Genomic DNA, 18,248 nt, shown 5'->3' with positions numbered 1-18,248 from the left:
CGCAACATTATGCCACCGCCCGGTCACAAAATTGCGCGCGCATCCACAACTGCCTTGTTGGTAACGCAAGGCTGCCCTTGAATAAAGACACTAGACAACCTTAAATACCGGGCAACGAAGGGGTTGCGGCCTGTCCGCCGTGATGCGGCTGGAAGACGCTGGTGCCGAAAGGCACCGCTACTGAAAGACCCCGTTATTGAAAGGAACGTTTCCATGTCTGCCCGCCACACGAAGGTATTGATCATCGGCTCCGGTCCCGCCGGTTATACCGCGGCGATCTACGCGGCCCGCGCAATGCTGAAACCCGTGCTGATCGCCGGCATGGAACAGGGTGGCCAGCTGATGATCACCACCGATGTCGAAAACTATCCGGGCTTCGCCGATCCGATCCAGGGTCCGTGGCTGATGGACCAGATGCTGAAACAGGCAACCCATGTGGGCGCGGACATCGTCAGCGATCTCGTCACCGAAGTTGAAACCAATGTACGGCCTTTCGTGGTCAGGACTGATTCCGGTCAGGTCTGGACCGCCGATACGCTGATCATCGCCACGGGCGCCAAGGCCAAGTGGCTCGGCATCGAGAGCGAGCAGCATTTCCAGGGCTTCGGCGTCTCCGCCTGCGCCACCTGCGACGGTTTCTTCTATCGCAACAAGGATGTGATCGTGGTCGGCGGCGGCAACTCCGCCGTGGAAGAGGCGCTTTATCTCGCCCATATCGCCAGGTCGGTCACCGTCGTGCACCGCCGCGATAGCTTCCGTTCGGAAAAAATCCTGCAGGAACGGTTGTTCGCCAAGGAAAACGTCAAGATCCTCTGGAACACCGAAGTCGCCGAAATCACCGGCGCGCCGGCAAAGCCGCCCATGCCGCCTTCCGTTTCCGGCGTGAAGCTGCGCGACACCAAGACCGGCGCGATCAGCGACATGCCCATCGATGGCGTCTTTGTCGCCATCGGCCACGCCCCGGCGGTCGAGCTCTTCAAGGGCAAGGTGAAGCTGAAGGATAACGGCTACATGTGGACCGCTCCCGATTCCACCGCCACCGACGTGGAAGGCATTTTCGCCGCCGGCGACGTCACCGACGATATCTACCGTCAGGCAATCACCGCCGCCGGCATGGGCTGCATGGCGGCGCTGGAAGCGGAACGTTATCTCACCGCGCATCAACCGCTTGCTGTCGCAGCGGAATAACCGAAAGGCAGGATAGGCATGGCAATGCCATTGGACTGGGATAAACTGCGCATTTTTCATGCCGCAGCCGAAGCAGGGTCTTTCACCCATGCTGCCGACAAGCTGCATTTGTCCCAGTCGGCCATCAGCCGTCAGGTCAGCGCGCTGGAGCAGGATGTCGGCGTCAAGCTGTTTCATCGCCATGCCCGAGGCCTGATCCTCACCGAACAGGGCGAGCTGCTTTATCGCACCGCCCATGACGTGTTGCTGAAGCTCGAAACCGTCAAGATGCAGCTCACCGAAACGACGGAGAAGCCAAGCGGCAAGCTGCGCGTGACGACGACGGTTGGCCTCGGCCAGGGCTGGCTGACGGACAAGGTGCAGGAGTTCCTGCAGCTCTATCCGGAAATGTCGATCCAGCTCATCCTCGACAATGAGGAGCTGGACGTGAACATGCGCCATGCCGATTGCGCCATCCGCCTGCGCCAGCCGCAGCAGTCAGACCTCATCCAGCGCAAGCTGTTCACGGTGCATATGCATGTCTATGCCGCGCCGTCCTATATCAACCGCCACGGCGAGCCGCAGTCGGTCGAGGACCTCGACAATCACCGCATCATCTCCTTCGGTGAACCGGCGCCCAACTATCTGCTCGATGTCAACTGGCTGGAAAATGCCGGACGTTCTTCCGACAATACGCGTACGCCGCATCTGCAGATCAACAGTCAGACCTCGATCAAGCGCGCCTGCCTGCTGGGGATAGGCATTGCCTGCCTGCCGGATTATATCGTCGGCCGCGATCCGGGCCTTATCCAGCTATCGCTCGCCGCAGACATTCCGTCCTTCGATACCTATTTCTGCTATCCGGACGAGATGAAAAACGCTGCAAAGCTGAAAGCCTTCCGCGACTTCATCGTCGCAAAGGCTCGAAACTGGAACTTCTGACGTTAAAATAATCGACGTCCAGAGATAAGCTTTTAAATTCAAACACTTATTAATAGACAGGCAGGAGGGGTGCAAAGGCGCCCCTCTTCAGCATTGCACATAAAATATACCGGAAATATCGAGGCCTGCATCGCTTGCATGCCTGACCTGCACAAAAAAGAGTTGTTTCGTGCACAAAAAAACACCAAATAGCTCTCAGTTGATGCACACGGTGGCTTTTCCTCCCAGTTCCACCGCATCAGCTGTTCCCCTCTGGAGGTTTTTGACCTTCACACTTAAAGGGCCCTGGATCCATCCGGCGGCCCTCTTTTTTTACCCGCAAGAATTTTCTCCAAATTGGCGAAATATCGCATGATGCAACCTTGTTTTGCATTATTGCCGCTCCCATATTTTAGCTGGCTGTCACGCTCGCCCAAGGCACGCGACAGCTGTTCCCCTCTGGAGGTTTTGACCTTCAAACTTATCAGGCCGCGGAGATATCCAGCGGCCTTCTTTTTTGGAAATCCCTGCCCGCCCGCTCGATCCTCACAGAGACGTGACTTGTATATCGATAGTGATCGATATAAATATCGGACATGTCAGATATTGAAGAAACACCGATGAACCCGGAGGAAATCCTCAAAGCCCTTTCGCATCCCGCAAGGCTGAAATTCCTGGAATGGCTGAAGTCTCCGGAAAGTCACTTCTGCCAGGAGCATCCCCTCAGCATGGGTGTATGCGCCAACCAGTTTCAGATCAGCGGCCTGTCGCAATCCACCGTCTCGTCGCATCTGGCGGTGTTGCAGGCAGCTGGCCTGATAAGGTCGAAGAAGGTCGGGCAATGGGTGTTTTTCGAACGCAACGAGGAAACCATCGACGCCTTCCGCAATTATCTGCAAGCCAATCTCTGAGCCTCCCAAGCTTTGAGCCTCGGGGTGTCGGACCGGAAACCGAAACATGGTTTTCATTCCGGCACCCAGACAGAAAGACAGCGCGTCCCCCGCGCAATTTCGCCAACCGACCAGAAAGTGAAGTCGCATGACCAGTCTTTTCGAACCGGCACAGGCCGGCGATATCGCACTCGCCAACCGTATCGTCATGGCTCCCCTCACCCGCAACCGTTCGCCGGGCGCCATTCCCAACAATCTCAACGCCACCTATTACGAGCAGCGCGCCACCGCCGGGCTGATCGTCACCGAAGGCACGCCGATTTCCCAGCAGGGTCAGGGTTACGCCGACGTTCCCGGCCTCTACAAGCGGGAAGCGATCGCGGGCTGGAAACAGGTTACCGATGGCGTGCATTCGGCGGGCGGCAAGATCGTCGCGCAGATCTGGCATGTGGGCCGCATTTCCCACACCTCGCTGCAGCCGCATGGCGGCCAGCCGGTCGCGCCTTCCGCCATTCCGGCCAAGTCGAAGACCTATATCATCAATGATGACGGCACCGGCGCCTTTGCCGAAACCTCCGAGCCCCGTGCGCTCACCATCGACGATATCGGCCTCATCCTCGAGGATTACCGCAGCGGTGCACGCGCAGCACTGGAGGCCGGTTTCGACGGCGTCGAAATCCATGCCGCCAACGGTTACCTGATCGAGCAGTTCCTGAAATCCAGCACCAACCAGCGGACTGACGATTACGGCGGCTCGATCGAAAACCGCGCCCGCTTCCTGCTGGAAGTTGTCGATGCGGTGGCAGAAGAGATCGGCGCGGGCCGTACCGGCATCCGCCTCTCGCCGGTTACACCTGCCAACGATATCTTCGAGGCCGATCCGCAGCCGCTTTATAATTACGTGGCCGAACAGCTCGGCAAGCGCAATCTCGCCTTCATCCATGTCGTTGAAGGCGCGACGGGCGGCCCGCGTGATTTCAAACAGGGCGACAAGCCCTTCGACTACGCGGCCTTCAAGGGCGCCTATCGCAATGCCGGCGGCAAGGGCCTGTGGATCGCCAATAATGGTTACGACCGTGAGAGCGCCATCGAAGCCGTGGAAAGCGGCAAGGTCGATGCCGTGGCCTTCGGCAAGGCCTTCATCGCCAATCCGGATCTGGTGCGCCGCCTGAAAAACGACGCGCCGCTCAACGAACCGAACCAGCCGACCTTCTATGGCGGCGGAGCCGAGGGTTACACCGACTATCCGGCGCTTGCCTGATAAAGGATAGAACAAATACGCCGCACCGCCTGAAAGCGGTGCGGCGTTTTCTTTCAGCGCAGGCTTCGCGCCTGCCGCGCGGCAAAATCGGAAAACGCGCCCATGACGAAGGCGTTGGGCACATGCAGCGCCTGCAGAAAGCCATTGCCCGTTTCCCGGCCAATGCTCATCAGCGCCACCTGAAGACAATAAAGACCAAGCAGGACCAAGGTGCGGGCAAGGTTCGGCCGCAGGTCGTCGTATCGCAAAGCCAGAACCACCAGCGACAGGATCGGAACGGCGATCAGAAAGCCGAGCCCCTTGTGCAGCGAAAGCAGCGATCCATCGTAATAGATCGACAGCCCGGCCAGCAGCACCTGCGCGAAGATCAGCACCGGCACACTTGCCGAAATCACGGCAAACACGCGACGCCGGGCCGACATCCCATTCGCAACCGCAGCCATCACACCCTGCCCCCGGCATCGGCCGGATGAGAAAGGCTCGAATGCTGCGGCCTCTGTTCGAGGCAGCCGAGGCTCGCCAGTGTCGTCGCTACCGCAATGTCGATCGGTGTTCTGGGTTCCGTCCCGAGAAAATCCGTCAGCTTGCGATTGCTCATCCGGATCGGCATCTGCCAGAGATATTGCATTTCCAGCACTTCGCGGAACAGGGGAATGAAGGGGGCGGCCAATTTGATGCCCGACCAGGATAGCTGCCGCCTCTTGACGGGATGACCGACAACGCGCTCGATCGCTTCAACCAGTTGCAGCCCGTCGAAATCCCAGAAGCCTTCCATGTGATAGACGGCGAAAGCCGGAAGCTCGCCAGCGTGGTCAAGCAGCCGCCCGATGGTCTCCGCGACATCAGGCAGATAGGCCCATTGGTGCCCCGCATAGGGTGCCGCGGGATTCTGGACGCCACGGACCGGCTTTCCGGGCCGCACCAGCATCTGCGAAAACCAGTTGTTTTTCGCATCCGGCCCAAAGAAATCCCCCGCGCGGACGATCAGTACCGGCACGCCGCGCATCGACGCCATTTTCAGCCGTCGCTCCATTTCCACACGCAACGCACCCTTGCGGGTAAAGGGCTTTTGCGGGCTGTCTTCCGTCAGCAGGGGAAAGGCGTCAGGGCCGAAATTATAAACGCTGCCCGGAAAGACGATCCTCGCCCCGCAGGCCTCGGCGGCGGCAATGGTATTGTCGAGCATCGGCAGTACCTGGCTTTCCCAGTTGCGATATCCGGGAGGATTGACGGCATGCACGATCAACCCTGCACCCTTTGCCGCGTCCAGAACGTCCTGCCGGTTCATGGCGTCACCGGTCACGAACTCGATATCACCAGTTGCCGTGGAAGCTGTTTTCTGGCGCGTCATCGCCCTCACCCGCCAGCCGCGCTGCTGCAACATCTGAGAGACCTGGCTGCCGACACCGCCATTCACGCCCAGAATCAGGGCCAGCGGCCTGTCATTCGCCGCTGTATTGGCGTTGTTTTCATATATCATCGTCGTACTCCTTGTTGTGGGGTGGAGTATCGTCCCGTTCTGAGATATACGAAATTGTCGAAATGAGTGGAGCAGATATACAAAATCTTATGACAAGAAGCCGTGACATCAGCTGGGATTTTTATCGCACCTTCCTCAGCGTACTGAGCGACGGTTCGCTTTCCGCCGCCGCCCGCGAACTCGGCATCACCCAGCCGACGGCGGGACGCCATATCGGCGCGCTGGAAGAGGCCGTCGGCTTTCCGCTATTCATTCGTTCGCCGCATGGGCTGATGCCGACGGAAGCAGCGCTTGCGCTCCGCCCCTATGCGGAAAACCTGGCGGCGACGACCGCCGCCCTCATGCGCGCGGCCTCCGGCGAAGTCGGCAAGATCGAAGGCACGGTGCGCATCAGCGCATCCGATATCATCGGCGTGGAAATGCTGCCGCCAATCATCACGGCCATGCAGGAGGTTCACCCGCGGCTTGAAATAGAGCTTTCGCTGTCCGATACGCTGGAAGACCTTTTAAGGCGCGAAGCCGATATCGCCATTCGCATGACCGAACCGCTGCAGGACGCGATCGTCATGCGCTACATCGGCAATTTCCGTCTGGGATTTCATGCGACGCGCGACTATCTGGCAAGAGCCGGCGTCCCGAAGAGCATGGAAGATCTGAACCACCACCGTATGGTCGGTTTCGACCGCAAGACGCCTTTCATCCGGGCCGCCATCCAGCGGATGCGCTCGCTTGATCCGGACATACCCGATATTGAGGAAATTTCCTTCGAAATCCGCGCCGACAGCAATCTCGCCCAGCTTGCCATGATCCGCGCCAGCGCGGGCATCGGCGTCTGTCAGATCGGCCTGGCGCGCAAGGATCCCCGGCTTGTTCAGGTTCTTCCGAAAATCGACATCCCGCTCCACACCTGGGTCGCGATGCATGAAAATCTCAAGACCTCGCCGCGATGTCGTGCCGTGTTCAGCGCCCTCGTCGAAGGTCTCAAGGGTCATCTCAAGGAAACCGACCCGGGCGCCCCGCCGAAACGGCGCTAGAGGTTGTCCATTCACAGCGGACGGGAGGTGCCGCGGCTTTACCCCCCTCTGCCCTGCCGGGCATCTCCCCCTCAAGGGGGGAGATCGATCTGCGGCGAGGTCCCAGCCATCTCGAAGTTCGAGAATGAAGTGGCGGGAAAGCGTCTTGCCGATCTCCCCCCTTGAGGGGGAGATGCCCGGCAGGGCAGAGGGGGGTAAAGCTGCACGCGTCTTCGGGTCCGCTATGAATGGACAACCTCTTGAAAGCCAATATCTAGCCCGACGGGCATCATAAGACCGCAGGATCGCTTCTCCGGAAATCCGCAGCCTGCCCGTCAAAACGGTCTGGCCGGCTGTGACGTCTTGTCGACCACCTCGGCTTCCGGCCGGTCGCCGCCCTGGCTGTATTCCTCATGCCAGTGGCCGGTCTCATCCTGATAGCTGATTTCCTCGTCATCGCCCCCAACCTGCTGTTCGGCCGCGACGATGCGCGCAGCTTCGACGGCATCGGCATAGGTAGGAAATGTTTCGGAATAAGCGCCGTTCATGCGGTAGGCGAAGCCTCCGTCATGTTCGACGATTTCATATACCACTTTGGTCATGCATGGTCCTCCTGTCTCGGTAGGCGACATGGCAACCACAACCGCGTTTCAAGCATTGCACCCGATGGGACACCGCGGCATGAGCAGCATGTCCTGCGACACCACTATCCTACCAAAAGCATTCAAGCGCAAATCCTGCTTGATCTGGAGGACGATACGTCACAGCCTAAGCCTGACAGGGGAAGGGAAATCAATGGCGGGTTCTATTCTGAAACAGGAGCGGATGCTGCTCCTGGCGATACCGGCGGCAATCCTCGCCTATCTGGCCGAACATGCAATATTCGAAGCCGGAAAAACGGCGGCGCTCATCGCCGCGGTCGTGCTCATCGGGCTCATCGTTCTCGTCTCGATGCGGGTTGCCCATCACGCCGAAATCCTCGCCGCCAAGGTCGGCGACCCCTACGGCACCATGATCCTGACACTGTCGGCGGTCGCCGTGGAGGTGCTGATCCTCGCCATCATCATGAGCGAATCCAGTTCGCCCACGCTGGTGCGTGATACGATCTATTCCGCCGTGATGATCGACATCAACGGCATTCTGGGTCTCGCAGCACTTCTCGGCGGTCTTCGCCACGGCGAGCAGCCCTATAATGACGATTCCGGCAAGACCTATGGCGTGATGATCCTCACCGCCATGGGTATTTCGATGATCGTGCCGGAATTCATCCCCAATGAAAGCTGGCATGTCTATTCCGCCTTCACCATTGTCGCGATGATCGCGCTTTATGCGCTCTTCCTCAAAATGCAGGTCGGCCCGCACAGCTATTTCTTCAGCTATGCCTATCCCCGCAAGGCGCATCCGGCCGGCCAGGCATCGGACGGACATGCGGAAGAGGAGGACGAAGGCAGCGTGCCCCTCTCCATCGGCACCATCATCGCCGGCGTGGTGCTGATCGGTGTGCTGGCGGAATTCATGTCGGCCTTCCTGAGCGAAAGCCTCGAGGGCACCAGCGCGCCGCCGGCGCTGATGGCGGTGGTGGTGGCAACGATCTCGGCATCGCCGGAAATCCTCACCGCGCTCCGCTCCGCCTTGCGCAACCGCATGCAGGCGGTGGTCAATATCGCCATGGGTGCATCACTCTCGACGGTGATCCTGACCGTGCCTGTCATGGAGGGTATCGCGCTTTATACCGGCCAGCCCTTCATCATGGCGATGACGCCGGTTCAGACCGTCATGGTCTTCATCACCCTCATCGCCGCCGCCATCAATCTCAATGACGGTGAAACCAATGCGATCGAGGGAATGACGCATTTCATTCTCTTCGCCACCTTCATCATGCTGCTGTTTCTGGGGCTTTAAAAAGGGCATGCCCCGGAATTCCAGGCATCTGACAAGGCGGTGAACCCTCTCCTCCGTCATCCTCGGGCTTGACCCGAGGATCCACAACCCACTGGGATCGATGGATCCTCGGGTCAAGCCCGAGGATGACGTCGAGTGTGTGGAAAGCTGCAACGAAACAAAAAAGCCCGGCATCGCTGCCGGGCTTCTTCATTCAAGATCACAAACCGATCAGCGGCAATCCGCGCAGAAGCGCTGAATGCGCTTGCAGGCCTCTTCCAGGAGCGTTTCCGACGTCGCGTAGGAAATGCGGAAGTTCGGGCCGAGGCCGAACGCCGATCCCTGCACGACGGCAACGCCTTCGGCTTCCAGAAGCTCGGAAACGAAATCCGTATCCGTCTCGATGACCTTGCCCGAAGGCGCGGTCTTGCCGATCAGGCCGGCGCAGGACGGGTAGACGTAGAATGCGCCTTCCGGCGATGGGCAATTGATGCCCTTGGCCTGGTTGAGCATGGAGACGACGAGGTCGCGGCGGCCTTCGAAGATCTTCTTGTTGGCCGGAATGAAATCCTGCGTACCGTTCAGAGCTTCGACGGCTGCCCACTGTGCGATCGAGCTTGCGCCCGAGGTCTGCTGACCCTGGATCATGTCCATGGCCTTGATCAACGGCAGCGGGCCGGCGGCATAGCCGATACGCCAGCCGGTCATGGCATAGGCCTTGGAGACGCCGTTCATCGTCAGCGTGCGGTCATAGAGCGAAGGCTCGACCTCGACCGGCGTGACGAATTTGAAATCGCCATAGGTCAGGTGCTCATACATGTCGTCCGTCAGCACCCAGACATGCGGATGCTTGACGAGCACATCGGTCAGCGCCTTCAGCTCGTCATGCGAATAGGCAGCACCCGAGGGGTTGGACGGCGAGTTGAAGACGAACCACTTGGTCTTCGGCGTGATCGCCTTTTCCAGCGCTTCCGGCTTCAGCTTGAAATTGTCTTCCAGCGTGGCGTCGACGAATACAGGCGTACCGCCGCAGATCGCCACCATTTCCGGATAGCTGACCCAGTAAGGCGCCGGAATGACGACTTCGTCGCCCGGGTTCAGGGTGGCCATGAAGGCGTTGAAGAGGATCTGCTTGCCGCCCGTGCCGACAATCGTCTGCTCCGGCTTGTAGTCCAGGCCGTTTTCACGCTTGAACTTGTCGGCAATCGCCTTGCGCAGTTCCGGAATACCCGAAACCGGCGTGTATTTCGTTTCACCGCGCTTGATGGCGTCGATGGCCGCTTCCTTGATATTTTCGGGCGTATCGAAATCCGGCTCGCCGGCGCCAAGGCTGATCACATCGCGGCCCTTCGCTTTCAGTTCACGGGCTTTCTGGGTAACGGCGATGGTGGCGGATGGCTTTACGCGGGAGAGAATGTCGGCAAGGAAGGCCATTTTTAATCGGTCCTATTGGGGTTGACATCGGCAGAGGCTGGAAATCCTGTTTTCTGCGGCAACTGGTATGTCGAAAGACAGGCGCTCTTTCAAGGTCAAAAGCCGGCTTATGTGCTGCCGCGGAGAATTTAAACCTTCCTTAACCCGGAAGTAACGCTTGATACGCTATATTCGCGAGCCTAGAGGTCGTGTCTCTATAGCTGGTTGAAAAATGGCGCTCAAAAGCATCTTTTCCAGTCTTGTCCGCGAGGTCGATGGCACATGGTCCACGGCCTATCGCACCTTCAACCTGAAATCGGCCCTGCAGCCCATTTTCCGCCGCACGGCAAGCGGCATGCTCGACATCGATTCCTTCGAGGGCCTGGTGCGTCCCCATCGCAATGGCGAACCGGTGACGCCGGGTGAGTTCTTCTCGCTGGTCGCGCCGGAAGACATCGAAAATATCGACAGCATCCTGCGCACGATCCACATTCTCAACACCGGCAGGCTCAACCGGTCCCGCGCCCGCATCTTCGTCAACTTCCATCCGGGACTGTTCCAGACCCCGACCAAGATGCGCCAGGAAGTGGAGCGCATGCGTCTTGCTGCCCACGAGGCCGGCATGACGGCGGACCGCATCGTCTGCGAAATCTCCGAGAAAAAAGCCTCCGACACGCAGATGGTCGCCGACTTCGCCTACCACATGCACGATATCGGCTTTCGCGTGGCGCTCGATGACTATGGCGCCGGCGATTCCGACATCGACCGGGTGAAACTCATCAAGCCGGACTATGTGAAATTCGAAGCCGGCTGGGTGCGCGATTTCATGCAGAATTCGGCGGGCGCCGCCCTTCTTCGCGTCATTGTCAGCCAGTTTCGCGCCGACGGCATAGAGCCGGTCTTCGAAGGACTGGAGGCCGCGTGGCAGGTCGATCTGTGCGAGGAACTCGGCGTCCTGCTGATGCAGGGCTACGTGCTGGCAAAACCCGAACTTGCCCCGACCAGTTTCGATACACGTTTCCCGGAACTCGGCAGTGAATATTTCACTCCATCGAGGGCGGAGCGAGGCCCTGCGCCACCGGCATTTTTCCGGGAAGAACGTCCCGCCGATCCGCACCCTTTGCGCCAGACCCGAACCTTCGGAAAACGCGGCCTCTGACGCCATATCCGGCCAAACGGGCCCCATATCGAGCTTTGCCACAATATTGCCGCAATAAATGCTGCGGAACGCCAGAATTCGGTCTCCAAGCCGTCCATTTCGAAGCCTCTTTTATCCTTTAAGAACAGGGACAAGAGGCGACAGCCATGTTTACCAACGATCGGACTTCCGTTGAAAGGTTAAGGGCGCAGAGAACGCTGTTTTCCCTCTGGATGGCCGTTGCGGCTTTTCTTGTCATCGTCACCATGGCCGCCGGCATCGCAACCTCGGCCAATGCCGCCACGCAGGCGGTCGATACCCTGCATACTTCCGCCATTCCGCAGGTGGCGGCAACGGCGAAAGCCGGCCCTCACCTCCTGCTCATCGTCCTTTCGGCCGCGGCCTTCATCGGCCTCGGCATTGGCGGCCTGACGCTCACCCGGCGCAGCCTGAAGGACGAGGCCCGCCGCTACAAATAAGCGGCCCTCCCCTCGACTTGCGGCATCGCCATGTTGCTGCTAAAGCACCCGGTAACAGTCATCCGCATCGCGGATCGATATTTCAAAAATCCCCTGTTTGCCACGGCCGCGACTGAATGATCTTCCTGCCGTGCTGGTGCCAACAATGACGCGTATTCAGGCCAATATGCTGCTTCTGCTCGCCGCAGCAATCTGGGGAGGCGGCTTTGTCGCTCAATCCTCCGCCATGGCCTCCATCGGCCCGTTCTGGTTCGTCGGCCTGCGTTTCGCCATCGCCGCCATCGCCGTGCTGCCCTTCGCGCTCATGGAAACACGGTCGCTGAAATCGCCGCCGCGCCGGCGCGAAATCGGCAGCTTCATTCTGGTTGGTCTCGCCCTGTTCGGCGGCGCCACCACCCAGCAGGTCGGGCTCCTGACCACGACCGTCACCAATTCCAGCTTCCTGACCGGGCTTTACGTCATCTTCGTGCCCGTGATCGCCGTCGTGCTTTACCGCCGTCATCCCCACTGGATCGTCTGGCCATGCGCGCTGATGATGCTGGGCGGCATATTCCTGCTCTCCGGCGGCGCTTTCGAGGCGCTGACGAAGGGCGATATTCTTAGCATCATCTGCGCCTTCTTCTGGGCGATCCAGATCACGCTCGCCGGACGCTTCGTCTCCGAAAGCGGAAGACCGCTGGCACTTTCCTGCACCCAGTTCGCCGTTTGCTCCCTTCTTAGTTGCATGATCGGCGTTGTGTTCGAACCGATCAGCATGGCCTCCATCGAGGCATCGCTGGCGGAAATCCTCTATGTCGGCCTCGTCTCCTCCGGCCTCGCCTTTGTGCTGCAGGTCATTGGCCAGCGCTACACCACGGCGCCGCAGGCCGCGATATTCCTGTCCTCCGAGGCGCTTTTCGGCGCTTTGCTGGCCTCGATCTTCCTGAATGAAACCATATCCCGCGCTGGCTATGTCGGCTGCCTGATCATATTCGTGGCGATCCTGATCGTTGAACTGGTGCCGGAACTGACGCGCAAACGGCAAAAATCTATGGCTGGAGTGGCCTGACGCAAAAAGAACTTATTTTTCTTATTCCGTCATAAATGTGGATAGGGCATTTAAATTTTGCCGTGAAATCTCGCGGCAAACGGCAATTATTTCATCAATTGTCGCTTATGCGGAAAAAATATGCGATTGCACGATGTTATTCTACCGCAGGTTTTTTATCTGACAAAAAGCCCGTGAAAACTTTTGCTTGCCAATTTTCGATAAACGCATCACTCTACCGCGGTTCGGGCAATTTGCGAGCATGGGAAGGCCTATAATTTTGCGCACTGGGGACGCTATAAACCTCGGGCGGTGGGACGAAAAACGTTGGATGAGAACGCCATTACTTCCCGCTGCGAAGGTCCATTTTCTCAATAGTCAAAAACTGCCTGCCAACGCCCACGCGGGGCAAAACTGTAATGCTGCCTGTAGCTGAACGCGGGCAGAGCGAAAAGGACCTGATGCATGGCCGAAACTGGCACCGTAAAATTCTTCAATACAGACAAAGGCTTCGGCTTCATCAAGCCAGACAATGGTGGCGCTGATATCTTTGTTCACATCTCTGCCGTACAGGCTTCTGGCCTGTCCGGACTTTCAGAAAATCAGAAAGTGAGCTTCGACACGGAACCGGATCGTCGCGGCAAGGGGCCGAAGGCAGTCAATCTGCAGATTGCTGGCTGACCCTAAAACGGCTTTCTTTTCTAGTTGAAGCCCGGCAGGAATGCCGGGTTTTTTTGTGCGGTCCCGCAGGCCTTAGAGCATTTCCAGGAAAAGTGGACCCCGGTTTTCCGTCCGGAAATGCGCCAAAACAAAGAGTTAGAGTGTTTTCGCGTTTCGAAGAAAAGCGGAAAAACTCTAATGGGCCGGCGCTCAGAGCCCCTTGAGATAGGGGTTGGTGAGCCGTTCCTCACCCAGCCGTCCACCCGGGCCATGGCCGCAGATGAAACCGACATCGTCACCCAGCGGCAGGAGCTTGTCGCGAATGGACGCCATCAATTGCTCGTGGTTTCCGCCCGGCAGGTCCGTGCGCCCCACCGATCCCGAAAACAGCACGTCGCCGACATGGGCGAAGTTCTGGTCGCGATTGTAATAGATGACGTGGCCGGGCGCATGGCCGGGGCAATGATAGACTTCGAAGACGTGGTCTCCAAAGGAAACCTTGTCGCCTTCCTTCAGCCATGTATCCGGCACGACATTCTTCATGCCGCTGATGCCGTATTTCTCCGCCTGCACCTCGATCCTCTCCAGCAGAGGCCGGTCATCCTCATGCGGCCCGATGACCGGCAAGGAAAGTTTCGCACGCAGTTCATCCGCACCGCCGGCATGATCGAGATGTCCGTGCGTCAGCCAGATTTCCTTCAGCGTGATGCCGTTTTCAGAGACGACCTGAAGAATGATGTCCACATCCCCGCCGGGATCGACAACGACGCCCTCCTTGGTGTCCTGATCGAACAGGATGGTGCAATTCTGCTCGAATGGCGTGACCGGAATAATGCCCGCCTGCAACTTTCCCATATCCTGTGTCTCCTGTCTGAAAGGTTCCGCCTCCTATAGCCCGCGACCGGTTGCGGCACAATGGCGACGAAAAGGCCTCCGCTTTCAGCGGCCCAGCCGTTCTAAAAATCACTATTATATACAGTGAGATAACAGGAAGTTTTTGGCTCTCGGCAGGAATTTCCGGCGAAAAATGTGGAACGCCCGGTTGGCTGCGACGTTCTAGCTCCAGTCTTAAAAGGAGTGAGACACATGGACAAGACGCTTAAAATGCTGATCGCTGGCGGCGCCTTCGCCTTGATGGCGGGCTATGCAAACGCCGCCATGGTCGCCACGACAGCATCGGATATTTCCGTTCGCTCAGGCCCCGGTGAAGACTATCCTGAAGTGGGTCTCGCCACCCGCGGCAGCAATGCGGTTCTGGATGGCTGCATGGAAGGCAGCAGCTGGTGCCGCATCGAAGTCAACGGTCTGCGCGGCTGGGCCCATGCGGACTACCTGAATGTCATGTATGAGGGCTCGCCGGTCATTCTCGAACAGCGCCGCTCGGAACTCAGCGTGCCGGTCGTGACATACGAAACGACCTCGAGCGTGCAGGCAGAACCCAATCCAGGCGACCCGAATCTCGGTCGCGTTGGTGAGGTCGATCCGCCGCAGTCGGTCATCACCTATATGGACGAGCACCCTGCCGACACCATCACCTATGACGGCGACATCGCCGTGGGCAGCGTTCTGCCCGCAGATACCCGTATGGTTGAAGTCCCTGACTATCAGTATCGCTATGTCCGCGTGAATGACGTACCGGTTCTCGTAGAACCTTCGACCCGTCGTATCGTCTACGTTTACCAGTAACATCGCCGTCACAGCAAAAAATGAAGGAGAGCGCGGAGTTTCCGCGCTCTTTTCTATTTCCGGTCAAGGCCACTCAGGATTCCAGTTGCACGCGCACCCGCGCCATATTATCCACCGCAACAGAAAATGATCGCGGCATTCTCCCGAGCGGACGCATTTTCGGCTATGTTTACAGAATATTGGCGCATCGACGCCTGTCGGCCTATGATCAGACAGCCGCAGAATATGAAGGAACCGCAGTGCCACCGCAATCGCTCAAAACCGCCGCCGCCAGGCAGACACCGGCACTCCCGAAGGTTGACGACGGCAAGATCGACTTCGATACGATCGAGGCGCTGTTTTTCGCCTATCGCGATTTCGTCTCGGACCCGGATGTCATTCTGTCGAAACTGGAATATGGGCGGGCGCATCACCGGGTGGTCTATTTCGTCAGCCGGCAGCCCGGCATGACGGTGGCGGATCTGCTCGACACGTTGCAGATCACCAAACAGAGCCTTGCCCGCGTTTTGAAACAATTGATCGACGACGGCTATATCCGCCAGATGGCAGGCCCGGAAGACCGCCGCCAGCGCAGGCTTTACCCCACGCTGACGGGCCGCGAACTGGCGCTGGCGCTGAGCGAGCCGCAATCGCGCCGCATCGACCGCGCCCTGGAAGGCCTCGGACCTGATGCCCGCGCCTGCGTGCGCAAATTCCTGGCGCAGATGCGCAGCCCGACAACGACGACGGCCGTGGAGGACGAGTGACGATGGCGACAGCACCGACAAAACGTCCACCGGCGGATGACGATGCGGCCCATCTCCTGATCGTCGACGACGACGCCCGCATTCGCGATCTCCTGCAGCGCTTTCTGGGCGACAAGGGTTATCGCATCTCCGTGGCGGCCGATGCGGCCGAAGCGCGGCGCAAAATGGTGGGCATCCGTTTCGATCTGCTCATCCTCGACGTGATGATGCCGGGCGAAAACGGGCTTTCGCTGACCCGCTCGCTGAACGAGGACAAATCCGTGCCGGTGATCCTTCTGACCGCCCGTTCGGAAGCGGATTCGCGCATCGCCGGGCTGGAGGCGGGAGCGGACGACTATCTCGCCAAACCCTTCGACCCGCGCGAGCTTGTCCTGCGCATCAACAATATCCTGCGGCGCAATACTTCGCCCGATACGCCCAAGATCGAACAGATCATGTTCGGCCCCTACAGCTTCTCCATTCCCAAAAAGGAATTGCGGCGCGGCCCCGAAACGATCCGCCTGACGGATCGCGAACAGGAGATCATGCTGCTTTTTGCGCTGCGCGCCGGCGATACCATTCCGCGCCACGAACTGGTGGAAGCGGAATCGGAAGTGGGCGAAAGAACCATCGACGTGCAGATCAACCGTCTTCGCCGCAAGATCGAGGACGACCCTGCCAATCCTGTCTATCTGCAAACGGTGCGCGGCATCGGCTACCGCCTGAGCGTGGACTGACGAGCACTCAACGAAGGGCGAACGCACGGCCATGGCGAGCCTCGATTTTCTCAGCACGGTCAAAAAAAGCGGCGCAGCCAAAGCCTGGCGCATGTCGGGCAGATGGCTGCGCCACTGGCTGCCAACCGGCCTTTATACCCGGTCGCTGCTCATCATCATCCTGCCGATGATCCTGCTTCAGGCCGTGGTCGCGGCCGTCTTCATGGAGCGCCACTGGCAGCTCGTGACCGAACGCCTCTCCGCCGCCGTAACGCGCGACATCGCCGCGATCATCGAGCTGCTGCAGACGGACCCGGAGGAAGACGACTATCAGCGCGTCATCCGTATCGCCCGCGACAAGCTGGATCTCAGCGTCTATATCGAACCGAAGACGGACCTGCCGGCCCCGAGACCCGAGCCGCTGTTTTCGATCCTCGACCGGATTCTCGCCGATCAGCTGACACAGCAGATCGGCAGGCCGTTCTGGATCGACACCTATGGCAACGGCTCGCTGGTGGAAATCCGCATCCAGCTCGAAGACAAGACCCTGCGCGTCTTCACCCGCCGCAGTTCGGCCTATGCTTCCAACACCCATATCTTCCTTGTCTGGATGGTCGGGGCATCGCTGGTGCTGATCGCCATTTCCATCCTCTTCCTGCGCGGACAGATCAAACCCATCGAAGCGCTCGCCAAGGCGGCCGAAAACTTCGGCAAGGGCCAGAAGATCAGCGGCTATTCCCCGCGCGGCGCGGACGAGGTGCGGCGCGCCGGCCTCGCCTTCATCCTGATGCGCGAGCGCATCGAGCGGCAGATGGAGCAGCGCACCGCCATGCTGAACGGCGTCAGCCACGACCTGCGCACCATCCTCACCCGCTTCAAGCTGCAACTGGCTCTCGCGGGCGACAATCCGGACCTCGAAGGGCTCGACAAGGATGTCGACGACATGCAGTCGATGCTGGAGGCCTATCTGACCTTCGCCCGCACCGATGTCGAAGAGGATGTCGGCACGCTGGAGCTTCCGGCGCTTCTTGAAAAAATCGGCCATGATTTCGAGCTGCACGGCAAGAAATTCAGCTACGAACTCTATAATATCGACAGGATCATCGCGCGGCCGAACGCACTGTCCCGGCTCGTCGCCAATCTGGCCGAAAATGCGCGGCGCTACGCCAGCAATCTCCACATCGACATCCGCAAGGCGCCACGCTCCATCATCATGACCTTTGACGATGACGGGCCGGGCATTCCGGAGAGTTCACGCGAGGATGTGTTCAAGCCGTTCTTCCGGCTGGACGAGGCGCGCAACCTCAATGCTTCGGGCACCGGCCTTGGCCTTTCCATCGTGCGCGATATCGCCCGCAGCCACGGCGGCGATGTGACGCTCGATGAAAGCCCGATGGGGGGATTGCGGGTAATCGTCAAAATTCCGGCTTAACGGCAGACCGGCCTTCAGCACATTTTCTCGCCGTTCGGCACCGGGCGCTCGACGGCGGCAAGCACGATATCGCCGTTGGCATCGGCAAAACCGAGCGTCAGCACCTCGGACCGGAAAGGGCCGATCTGGCGCGGCGGGAAATTCACCACGCCCAGAACCTGCCGGCCGACAAGGCTTTCCAGCGTATAATGCACCGTGATCTGCGCCGACGACTTCTTGACGCCGATCTCCGGCCCGAAATCGATCTTCACCTTGAAGGCCGGCTTGCGCGCTTCGGGAAAAGGCTCGGCCTCAATGATGGTGCCGACGCGGATATCGACCTTCTCGAAATCGGCATAGGAAATTTCACCGCTCATGGC

The 18,248-nt window shown here is 59.2% G+C and carries 20 protein-coding genes; 14 read left to right on the top strand and 6 right to left on the bottom strand.

Annotated features, from left to right (window positions below):
* The first annotated feature begins 213 nt into the window (after nucleotides 1–213).
* The 4 genes from trxB to AC5YUO_RS11565 all read left to right on the top strand — a co-directional run bounded on the left by trxB (nucleotide 214) and on the right by AC5YUO_RS11565 (nucleotide 4,239).
* Nucleotides 214–1,188 carry a thioredoxin-disulfide reductase gene (gene trxB / locus AC5YUO_RS11580; RefSeq protein ID WP_496153395.1) on the top strand — a complete coding sequence of 325 codons (975 nt, stop codon included), beginning with the start codon at nucleotides 214–216 and terminating at the stop codon, nucleotides 1,186–1,188.
* A 24-nt stretch (nucleotides 1,189–1,212) separates the two neighbouring features.
* The gene (locus AC5YUO_RS11575; RefSeq protein ID WP_034498849.1) at nucleotides 1,213–2,109 is read left to right on the top strand and encodes a LysR family transcriptional regulator VtlR; all 897 of its coding nucleotides are present in this window, start codon (nucleotides 1,213–1,215) and stop codon (nucleotides 2,107–2,109) included.
* 599 nt (nucleotides 2,110–2,708) lie between these two features.
* Nucleotides 2,709–2,999 carry an ArsR/SmtB family transcription factor gene (locus AC5YUO_RS11570; RefSeq protein ID WP_003522852.1) on the top strand — a complete coding sequence of 97 codons (291 nt, stop codon included), beginning with the start codon at nucleotides 2,709–2,711 and terminating at the stop codon, nucleotides 2,997–2,999.
* 127 nt (nucleotides 3,000–3,126) lie between these two features.
* Entirely contained in the window at nucleotides 3,127–4,239 is a 1,113-nt protein-coding gene (locus AC5YUO_RS11565) for an alkene reductase (protein WP_400813217.1), read from the top strand.
* Between the two features lie 53 nt (nucleotides 4,240–4,292).
* On the opposite strand, the gene AC5YUO_RS11560 is transcribed toward AC5YUO_RS11565, so the two are convergent.
* Together AC5YUO_RS11560 and AC5YUO_RS11555 are read right to left on the bottom strand one after the other, a co-directional pair.
* On the bottom strand, nucleotides 4,293–4,682 hold the full coding sequence (locus AC5YUO_RS11560) for a DUF6220 domain-containing protein (protein WP_496153394.1): 390 nt from the start codon (nucleotides 4,680–4,682) through the stop codon (nucleotides 4,293–4,295).
* Nucleotides 4,682–5,719 carry an NAD-dependent epimerase/dehydratase family protein gene (locus AC5YUO_RS11555; RefSeq protein ID WP_496153393.1) on the bottom strand — a complete coding sequence of 346 codons (1,038 nt, stop codon included), beginning with the start codon at nucleotides 5,717–5,719 and terminating at the stop codon, nucleotides 4,682–4,684. The genes AC5YUO_RS11560 and AC5YUO_RS11555 overlap by 1 nt, the downstream gene beginning before the upstream one ends.
* An 89-nt stretch (nucleotides 5,720–5,808) precedes the next feature.
* Between AC5YUO_RS11555 and AC5YUO_RS11550 the strand changes: the two genes are divergently transcribed.
* Nucleotides 5,809–6,753, top strand: coding sequence for a LysR family transcriptional regulator (locus AC5YUO_RS11550; RefSeq protein ID WP_496153392.1), 945 nt, complete (start codon nucleotides 5,809–5,811; stop codon nucleotides 6,751–6,753).
* A 314-nt stretch (nucleotides 6,754–7,067) separates the two neighbouring features.
* On the opposite strand, the gene AC5YUO_RS11545 is transcribed toward AC5YUO_RS11550, so the two are convergent.
* Nucleotides 7,068–7,334, bottom strand: coding sequence for a DUF2188 domain-containing protein (locus tag AC5YUO_RS11545; protein WP_400813210.1), 267 nt, complete (start codon nucleotides 7,332–7,334; stop codon nucleotides 7,068–7,070).
* 193 nt (nucleotides 7,335–7,527) lie between these two features.
* On the opposite strand from AC5YUO_RS11545, the gene AC5YUO_RS11540 reads away from it, so the two are divergent.
* Entirely contained in the window at nucleotides 7,528–8,634 is a 1,107-nt protein-coding gene (locus AC5YUO_RS11540; RefSeq protein ID WP_496153391.1) for a calcium:cation antiporter, read from the top strand.
* Nucleotides 8,635–8,844: 210 nt separating this feature from the next.
* Here AC5YUO_RS11540 and AC5YUO_RS11535 read toward each other — a convergent pair whose 3' ends face one another.
* On the bottom strand, nucleotides 8,845–10,047 hold the full coding sequence (locus AC5YUO_RS11535; protein ID WP_400813207.1) for a pyridoxal phosphate-dependent aminotransferase: 1,203 nt from the start codon (nucleotides 10,045–10,047) through the stop codon (nucleotides 8,845–8,847).
* Between the two features lie 211 nt (nucleotides 10,048–10,258).
* On the opposite strand from AC5YUO_RS11535, the gene AC5YUO_RS11530 reads away from it, so the two are divergent.
* From AC5YUO_RS11530 to AC5YUO_RS11515, 4 genes are all read left to right on the top strand, one after another.
* Nucleotides 10,259–11,185 (top strand): EAL domain-containing protein, encoded by a 927-nt coding sequence (locus AC5YUO_RS11530; protein ID WP_496153390.1) that lies wholly within the window; start codon nucleotides 10,259–10,261, stop codon nucleotides 11,183–11,185.
* Between the two features lie 146 nt (nucleotides 11,186–11,331).
* Nucleotides 11,332–11,643: a hypothetical protein gene (locus AC5YUO_RS11525; protein WP_400813204.1), complete on the top strand. Its 312-nt coding sequence runs from the start codon at nucleotides 11,332–11,334 to the stop codon at nucleotides 11,641–11,643.
* A gap of 145 nt (nucleotides 11,644–11,788) precedes the next feature.
* Nucleotides 11,789–12,691: a DMT family transporter gene (locus tag AC5YUO_RS11520; RefSeq protein ID WP_496153389.1), complete on the top strand. Its 903-nt coding sequence runs from the start codon at nucleotides 11,789–11,791 to the stop codon at nucleotides 12,689–12,691.
* 444 nt (nucleotides 12,692–13,135) lie between these two features.
* On the top strand, nucleotides 13,136–13,351 hold the full coding sequence (locus AC5YUO_RS11515) for a cold-shock protein (protein ID WP_003494703.1): 216 nt from the start codon (nucleotides 13,136–13,138) through the stop codon (nucleotides 13,349–13,351).
* Between the two features lie 189 nt (nucleotides 13,352–13,540).
* Here AC5YUO_RS11515 and AC5YUO_RS11510 read toward each other — a convergent pair whose 3' ends face one another.
* Complete coding sequence (locus AC5YUO_RS11510) at nucleotides 13,541–14,185, bottom strand: MBL fold metallo-hydrolase (RefSeq protein ID WP_496153388.1); 645 nt, start codon at nucleotides 14,183–14,185, stop codon at nucleotides 13,541–13,543.
* A 231-nt stretch (nucleotides 14,186–14,416) separates the two neighbouring features.
* Between AC5YUO_RS11510 and AC5YUO_RS11505 the strand changes: the two genes are divergently transcribed.
* The 4 genes from AC5YUO_RS11505 to AC5YUO_RS11490 all read left to right on the top strand — a co-directional run bounded on the left by AC5YUO_RS11505 (nucleotide 14,417) and on the right by AC5YUO_RS11490 (nucleotide 17,889).
* Nucleotides 14,417–15,016, top strand: a complete 600-nt coding sequence (locus AC5YUO_RS11505; protein WP_496153387.1) for a DUF1236 domain-containing protein — start codon at nucleotides 14,417–14,419, stop codon at nucleotides 15,014–15,016.
* Nucleotides 15,017–15,255: 239 nt separating this feature from the next.
* Entirely contained in the window at nucleotides 15,256–15,762 is a 507-nt protein-coding gene (locus AC5YUO_RS11500; protein WP_400813199.1) for a MarR family winged helix-turn-helix transcriptional regulator, read from the top strand.
* A 2-nt stretch (nucleotides 15,763–15,764) separates the two neighbouring features.
* Nucleotides 15,765–16,478, top strand: coding sequence for a response regulator (locus tag AC5YUO_RS11495; protein ID WP_003522866.1), 714 nt, complete (start codon nucleotides 15,765–15,767; stop codon nucleotides 16,476–16,478).
* Between the two features lie 31 nt (nucleotides 16,479–16,509).
* Nucleotides 16,510–17,889 carry an ATP-binding protein gene (locus AC5YUO_RS11490; protein ID WP_496153386.1) on the top strand — a complete coding sequence of 460 codons (1,380 nt, stop codon included), beginning with the start codon at nucleotides 16,510–16,512 and terminating at the stop codon, nucleotides 17,887–17,889.
* Nucleotides 17,890–17,903: 14 nt separating this feature from the next.
* Here the strand turns inward: AC5YUO_RS11490 and AC5YUO_RS11485 are convergent, their stop codons facing one another.
* A complete protein-coding gene (locus AC5YUO_RS11485) occupies nucleotides 17,904–18,245 on the bottom strand; it encodes a tRNA-binding protein (RefSeq protein ID WP_003522868.1) in 342 nt (113 codons plus the stop codon).
* Between the last annotated feature and the right edge of the window lie 3 nt (nucleotides 18,246–18,248).

The organism is Agrobacterium sp. LEGMi-208b (assembly GCF_059511785.1).
Note: the sequence above shows the minus strand (reverse complement) of the source record. Positions and strands in the feature narration are given on the sequence as shown.

Bases quoted from the DNA above. Each gene is read 5' to 3' on its own strand.
- AC5YUO_RS11545 (WP_400813210.1), bottom strand. From the start codon at position 7,334: ATGACCAAAGTGGTATATGAAATCGTCGAACATGACGGAGGCTTCGCC.
- AC5YUO_RS11565 (WP_400813217.1), top strand. From the start codon at position 3,127: ATGACCAGTCTTTTCGAACCGGCACAGGCCGGCGATATCGCACTCGCC.
- AC5YUO_RS11510 (WP_496153388.1), bottom strand. From the start codon at position 14,185: ATGGGAAAGTTGCAGGCGGGCATTATTCCGGTCACGCCATTCGAGCAG.
- AC5YUO_RS11520 (WP_496153389.1), top strand. From the start codon at position 11,789: ATGACGCGTATTCAGGCCAATATGCTGCTTCTGCTCGCCGCAGCAATC.
- AC5YUO_RS11555 (WP_496153393.1), bottom strand. From the start codon at position 5,719: ATGATATATGAAAACAACGCCAATACAGCGGCGAATGACAGGCCGCTG.
- AC5YUO_RS11525 (WP_400813204.1), top strand. From the start codon at position 11,332: ATGTTTACCAACGATCGGACTTCCGTTGAAAGGTTAAGGGCGCAGAGA.
- AC5YUO_RS11490 (WP_496153386.1), top strand. From the start codon at position 16,510: ATGGCGAGCCTCGATTTTCTCAGCACGGTCAAAAAAAGCGGCGCAGCC.
- AC5YUO_RS11575 (WP_034498849.1), top strand. From the start codon at position 1,213: ATGCCATTGGACTGGGATAAACTGCGCATTTTTCATGCCGCAGCCGAA.
- AC5YUO_RS11535 (WP_400813207.1), bottom strand. From the start codon at position 10,047: ATGGCCTTCCTTGCCGACATTCTCTCCCGCGTAAAGCCATCCGCCACC.
- trxB (WP_496153395.1), top strand. From the start codon at position 214: ATGTCTGCCCGCCACACGAAGGTATTGATCATCGGCTCCGGTCCCGCC.
- AC5YUO_RS11485 (WP_003522868.1), bottom strand. From the start codon at position 18,245: ATGAGCGGTGAAATTTCCTATGCCGATTTCGAGAAGGTCGATATCCGC.
- AC5YUO_RS11550 (WP_496153392.1), top strand. From the start codon at position 5,809: ATGACAAGAAGCCGTGACATCAGCTGGGATTTTTATCGCACCTTCCTC.
- AC5YUO_RS11570 (WP_003522852.1), top strand. From the start codon at position 2,709: ATGAACCCGGAGGAAATCCTCAAAGCCCTTTCGCATCCCGCAAGGCTG.
- AC5YUO_RS11515 (WP_003494703.1), top strand. From the start codon at position 13,136: ATGGCCGAAACTGGCACCGTAAAATTCTTCAATACAGACAAAGGCTTC.
- AC5YUO_RS11530 (WP_496153390.1), top strand. From the start codon at position 10,259: ATGGCGCTCAAAAGCATCTTTTCCAGTCTTGTCCGCGAGGTCGATGGC.
- AC5YUO_RS11505 (WP_496153387.1), top strand. From the start codon at position 14,417: ATGGACAAGACGCTTAAAATGCTGATCGCTGGCGGCGCCTTCGCCTTG.
- AC5YUO_RS11560 (WP_496153394.1), bottom strand. From the start codon at position 4,682: ATGGCTGCGGTTGCGAATGGGATGTCGGCCCGGCGTCGCGTGTTTGCC.
- AC5YUO_RS11495 (WP_003522866.1), top strand. From the start codon at position 15,765: ATGGCGACAGCACCGACAAAACGTCCACCGGCGGATGACGATGCGGCC.
- AC5YUO_RS11540 (WP_496153391.1), top strand. From the start codon at position 7,528: ATGGCGGGTTCTATTCTGAAACAGGAGCGGATGCTGCTCCTGGCGATA.